8 protein-coding genes are annotated in these 4,477 nt (G+C 69.0%); all 8 read left to right on the top strand.

The window, feature by feature from the left end; all coding sequences use genetic code 11:
- Positions 1–164: 164 nt before the first annotated feature.
- Entirely contained in the window at positions 165–677 is a 513-nt protein-coding gene (locus tag IEY91_RS38940; RefSeq protein ID WP_189177521.1) for a hypothetical protein, read from the top strand.
- Positions 674–1,015: a hypothetical protein gene (locus tag IEY91_RS38935; protein WP_189177520.1), complete on the top strand. Its 342-nt coding sequence runs from the start codon at positions 674–676 to the stop codon at positions 1,013–1,015. The genes IEY91_RS38940 and IEY91_RS38935 overlap by 4 nt, the downstream gene beginning before the upstream one ends.
- A gap of 106 nt (positions 1,016–1,121) precedes the next feature.
- Positions 1,122–1,292 carry a hypothetical protein gene (locus IEY91_RS38930; RefSeq protein ID WP_189177519.1) on the top strand — a complete coding sequence of 57 codons (171 nt, stop codon included), beginning with the start codon at positions 1,122–1,124 and terminating at the stop codon, positions 1,290–1,292.
- A 157-nt stretch (positions 1,293–1,449) separates the two neighbouring features.
- On the top strand, positions 1,450–1,722 hold the full coding sequence (locus IEY91_RS38925) for a hypothetical protein (protein WP_189177518.1): 273 nt from the start codon (positions 1,450–1,452) through the stop codon (positions 1,720–1,722).
- Positions 1,723–2,322: 600 nt separating this feature from the next.
- Positions 2,323–2,718, top strand: coding sequence for a DUF3846 domain-containing protein (locus IEY91_RS38920; protein ID WP_189177517.1), 396 nt, complete (start codon positions 2,323–2,325; stop codon positions 2,716–2,718).
- 77 nt (positions 2,719–2,795) lie between these two features.
- The gene (locus tag IEY91_RS38915) at positions 2,796–3,227 is read left to right on the top strand and encodes a DUF6573 family protein (RefSeq protein WP_229697642.1); all 432 of its coding nucleotides are present in this window, start codon (positions 2,796–2,798) and stop codon (positions 3,225–3,227) included.
- A 5-nt stretch (positions 3,228–3,232) separates the two neighbouring features.
- Positions 3,233–3,517 (top strand): hypothetical protein, encoded by a 285-nt coding sequence (locus IEY91_RS38910; protein WP_189177516.1) that lies wholly within the window; start codon positions 3,233–3,235, stop codon positions 3,515–3,517.
- A gap of 73 nt (positions 3,518–3,590) precedes the next feature.
- Complete coding sequence (locus tag IEY91_RS38905) at positions 3,591–4,223, top strand: hypothetical protein (protein ID WP_189177515.1); 633 nt, start codon at positions 3,591–3,593, stop codon at positions 4,221–4,223.
- Positions 4,224–4,477: the final 254 nt, after the last annotated feature.

Raw genomic sequence — 4,477 nt, 5'->3', positions numbered from 1 at the left:
CCTCACCCCACCCCGAATGGCCTGTGGCCTGCGGAAATTGACCACGTGAAACTCGCGCTTCGCACCTCATGCGACATTGAAGTGCGATATATTTCTCTTGTCGGGATGGTCTGTGGCAAGCCTCCCGGCACTCACCGAAGACCCCGATCCTGAAGGGCAGAAGTGTGTCCACTCTCTGCAATCACCGCCGCCCCGACCACCACTCCGAGGGCGAGACCTGCCGCTACGCACGGGACTTGAAGCCCGGCGACAAGGTGGGTGTCCTGTCCGGCGCGCAGGCGACCGTCCGTGATGCCCACCCGGCCGCTGACCACGACGGCTACACGTCGGTGCTGCTCGACGTCTCCTGGGACGGCCCCGCCCTGATCGCCGCCGACACGATCCTGCCGGTACGCCCCCTCGAAGGCCTGACGCACGACGAACTCCCGGAGCCCGAGCCGGAGGTGGAGGTGCAGGTACGTCTGGAGATCACAGAGGAGTGCGCCTACGACTTCACCACCACGGTGACGGTCCCGGTCAGCGCCGCCGCCAGTGAGGAAGCCCTGCACAGCCATCTCGACGACAACTGGGGCGCGTTCATCGAGGCCATGGACGACGAGGTCGCCCACGGCAACGCCGCCGCCAACGAGCAGAGCCTCGACCGCGTCCGCATCGAAGAGCGGGAGGCGACGGCATGAGCGAGCACGAGAACACCTTCTCCATCACCGCGCCGACCGCGCGCCGCGCCACCGCCCTGGTCGCCAGCACGCAGGACGCCCTGGACCAGCTGGCCGAGGCGGCCGTGGCCGTCGACGAGTTCGTCGACACCTGGATCGGCTCGGGCCTGACGTACGAGCTGGTCCCCGCGTACGCGTGCACGCTCACCTGCGCCGAGGCCGAGGCCCTGGCCAACCTCCTTCACGCCTTCGGCCACGGGAAGGTCGCAGAGGCAGTGCGGAGCGATCACGCCGAGCACGACGAATGCGGCGACCTCCATCACGAGGCCTGCCCCAACTGCCAGGACACCGACCAGTAACCCGCCTTCGCTGACGGCCCGGCGGCGCTCACTCAGACCGCCACCGGACCGCCCGCCTGCCGGGGGCACGGGGGAGTGGCATCCCCTGTGCCGTCACGACGGATGCTTGCCCGGCCACGAGCACGCCGACCAGATCAAGAGCCTGGCCCAGGCGCCCACACTGGCCTGCCTCTGCCCCGAGTCCCACCCGACCACTCCCGCGGCCGCGAAGCCGCCCCTGGACGCCACAGGCACTGCCTGGCACCGCCGCGCCAAGGCGCCCTCCTGGAGCTCCTGACGCGCCCGATCGGGCTTGCCCGGCCTCCCCTGCCGTTCGGGCCACCGCCCTTCAGGCCCCGGCCAAGCCTGCGTCCGCCAAGAATTGACCCAACCCCATCCGGCCGGGGCAGGCGGGCACCCCGCCCGCCCCGACCCGTACGAGAAAGGCCCCCGTCATGCCGCAGTACGAAGTCACCTGGACGATCGACGTGGACGCCGACGACCCGATCGACGCCGCCCGCAGAGCACTGGCCGCCCACCCCCGCCGCAACACCGAGTCGTGGGCGACGGTCGTCACCGCCACCGACGACCGGCACGAGCACCTCGTCGACCTGGACCCCGAAGGCGTCGGCATCGACCACGCCACACCGGCCTGCACCACACGCCCGCGCTCACGAGGCGCAACCGGGCTCCTGGCCGACCACGCCCCGCAGGCGCCGGCCACCTGACGGCCGACCCCCGCGCGCGGCCGGGCCATCGCCCGAAGTCCCCGCCGCCGAAGGCGCGGCGCGCGAGCATGAGTCCGTCGGCCCGCTGGCCCCCCGTACCAGCGGGCCGACGCACGCCAGGGCGCAGCCCCGGACGCACCGCCGCCGCCCCCCTGCGGGCCGCACCCGGCGCACCACGCTCCCTTCACAGGGCCGGTGGGGGCGCAGCACGGGCCGTGTCGGACGGCCAGTCCAGCGCTCCGCGCTGCACTGGCCTGGCCGCGTGCCGGACGGCCGCTCCGCGCCCGACCGGACCGAGCGCTCCGCGCTCTCACGCGCTGCGGAGACCGTCAGACGTTCCCGGGCCGCTCCGCGCCCCGCTCACTCGCTCCGCGCTGCCGGACTCCTTGCCCACGGCGCGATGCGCCGTGGAGCCCCGACACGCCCCGCGCTGCGCCCCCACCGGCCCTTGCGATCTAGCCCCTGGCCTCGCAAAACACGCCGGGGGAGATCCTCGAAACCCCTCCCCGAGTCACTGAAGTGCGATATATTTGTCTTGTTCGCGGGGCTCGTGGCAAAGCCCCCAACACCGAAGACCCAAACCTGAGTTCAGGGAGAACCATGCCCAACACGCGCACGACCACCAGCTTCGCGCTGCTCATCCGCACAGACGGCCAGTTCCGGCTCCTCGACTGGCCCGCCGACGACAACGACCACCTGAAGATCCTCTACGCGGCCTGCGACGCCGACCACATCGACGCCGTCCAGATCACCGAGCGCCTCACCATGTGGGTCGACGACGAAGGCATGCTCAACAACGCGCCCCCCAACCTCGGGGCCACCCGCCTCTACGCCCTCCACCGCCCGCCCCACCAGGCGTACTACGGCCACGCCCTGTTCACCGGCGGCGCCGACGCCGAGGGCAACACCTTGGGCCTCACCCAGGACGAGGCCGGGCACCTCGTCGAGCAGTACCTCACCGGCGGACGCATCCCCGCCCAGCGCACCCGCCGCTGACCAACCCTCACACCGACCGGGGCGACGCCGTGGCAGCGCCGCCCCGGTCACCGAAGACCAACCTGAAGGGCACCACCATGACCGACGCCGAGTACACCCCCGAACAGGCCCTTGCGGACGGCTTCTTCGTCGTCCAGCCCATGACCCGAAACCAGGCCGTCCAGCACGGCCTCTGGGTCGAGCCCTCACAGTCCCTCAGCCGCGAGGCCGGGTTCCGCGTGCCGGTCGCGCTCACCCGGGCCGCCTGGGAGGACTGCGTGGCCTGGAGCGACACCGACGACCAGAAGCAGAACACTGTGCAGGACGAGACCGGCCGCCTGTGGGACGTCCTGATCATGTCTCGCCTCGCCATCGCCCGCTCGCGCTCAACCCGCGCCCACGTCACCCTCCACCGCGTTCCGCGCGATGGCCGCTCCCAAGAGCCCCAACTCGTCTGCCTCATCGCAGATTTGGGGCTCGGCGACAAGGGCGAGCCGGTAGTCACGATCATGCTGCCGACGGAGGACTGAGCGCCATGAAGCCCACCGAGCAGACCTACACGTTCATCTGTGACTGGCTCAACTACATGACCCAGATCACCGACAACAAGTTCGTGGTAGTCGCCAGCGGCACCACCTACGAAAAGGCCGTCGAGAACGCGGCAAAGGCCATTCTCGACTTCTTCCCCAACGTCGCCGAATACGCCAGCCCGAAAACCCTGTGGGATCACGAACGAGGCGTAATCCGACTCGCAGAATTCTACGGAAACCAGTCCGGCAACCTCGTCGACCGCGACACCTACGACCACATCCACGCCTGACCCAAACTACCCACTAGGGGCGGGGGAGTGGCACCCCCGCCCCTGGCCGAAGACCCCACCCCGAAGGAGAACCATGGGATACGACATGTACAGCGAGACCGGCCCCGACGAGCAGCAGTCCGCCGCCATCCGTGAAGCCTCCACCCGCGTCGAAGAACTGCGCTGCCAATACATGAATGCCCGCAGCGCCGACGCCGCCAAGGCCATGGAAGGCGAACTGGACGCCGCCTGGGAAGAGTTCGAGAAGTCCCGCACCGGCCTGTACTTCCGCCTCAACATCTGGGGCATGGGCACCGCCCGTCAGATCATGGGCGCCCTCGACATGCTCACCGACGTCCCCTTCCCCGACTGGCCGACCCTGGAGGCGTACGGCCTCACTGACCACCCGGACGAGCCCGACTACTACACCGAGGGCCCCGAACGCGACGCTGCACAAGCCCGCCTGACGGACCAGGAGCGCGCCTACCTGGACGCTGTGCGCGCCGTCAGGGACCGGGACGCGGAGACGCCGGGGATCCCCGCCTACAAGCTCACCAGCAACGACGGGTGGCTCGTCACTGAGCGGGAGGTCAAGGCCGCACTCGACGTCTGGGAGAAAGCCGACCTGAAGGACCAGAACGAAACCCAGGCTGAATTCCCCTGGTGGGGCGAATGGCTGGACTTCCTGAAGTACAACGCCGAACGTGGCGGATTCCGGGTGCACTAACCTTGTAGAAAAGGATCGGGGCGGAAAGGAAGGAATACCGCCCCGATCCTTGGGGTATAGTCGAACCAACGTGAACGGGCCAGTCTGGGCAGATGGGTTCTGAATCTAGAGTCTGACCAGATGTCAATTTTGGGCTCGGTATAGCTCCTGAAGCCCGGTCTGTCTCCAGGGACCCTCACCCCGTAGTCAGCCAGAGGAATTCGCGGAGCGAATTCCGTCAGGCCGAATTGCGGAGCAATTCGAGCCCCGCACAA

Source organism: Streptomyces lasiicapitis, from assembly GCF_014646335.1.
GTDB lineage: Bacteria > Actinomycetota > Actinomycetes > Streptomycetales > Streptomycetaceae > Streptomyces > Streptomyces lasiicapitis.
The sequence above is the reverse complement of the archived record's forward strand: the minus strand, read 5'-3'. Positions and strand labels throughout refer to the sequence as shown.